The organism is Mycobacterium sp. NGS29 (assembly GCF_059812965.1).
In genome coordinates, this window is sequence record NZ_JCALDR010000050.1 from 1 (window position 1) to 549 (window position 549).

At 68.5% G+C, this 549-nt stretch carries 1 protein-coding gene; it reads left to right on the top strand.

Features of this window, described 5'->3' with window-relative positions; genetic code table 11:
- Positions 1-549 (top strand): beta-ketoacyl synthase N-terminal-like domain-containing protein (locus AC5Y5Z_RS25550; RefSeq protein WP_499928293.1); only part of this gene is annotated, 549 nt, incomplete at both ends.

A 549-nucleotide genomic window follows, 5' to 3' on the forward strand; every position in this document is an offset into this window, starting at 1 on the left:
TCCAGTGTCGCCTCGGGGCGGGTGTCGTATGTGCTGGGTCTGGAAGGTCCGGCGGTGTCGGTGGATACGGCGTGTTCGTCGTCGTTGGTGGCGTTGCACATGGCGGTGCAGTCGTTGCGGTCGGGGGAGTGCGATCTGGCCCTGGCCGGCGGCGCGACCGTCAACGCCACCCCGACCGTGTTCGTGGAGTTCAGCCGACACCGCGGCCTGGCTCCGGACGGACGCTGCAAGGCCTACGCGGGCGCGGCTGACGGGGTCGGATGGTCCGAGGGCGGCGCCATGCTCGTGGTGGAGCGGCTTTCGGATGCGCGGCGGTTGGGGCATCCGGTGTTGGCGGTGGTGCGGGGTTCGGCGGTCAATCAGGATGGTGCGTCGAATGGTTTGACGGCGCCGAATGGTCCGTCGCAGCAGCGGGTGGTGCGTGCGGCGTTGGCCAATGCGGGGTTGTCGACTGCTGATGTGGATGTGGTGGAGGGTCACGGTACCGGTACCACGTTGGGTGATCCGATCGAGGCGCAGGCGTTGCTGGCGACTTACGGTCAGGGTCGG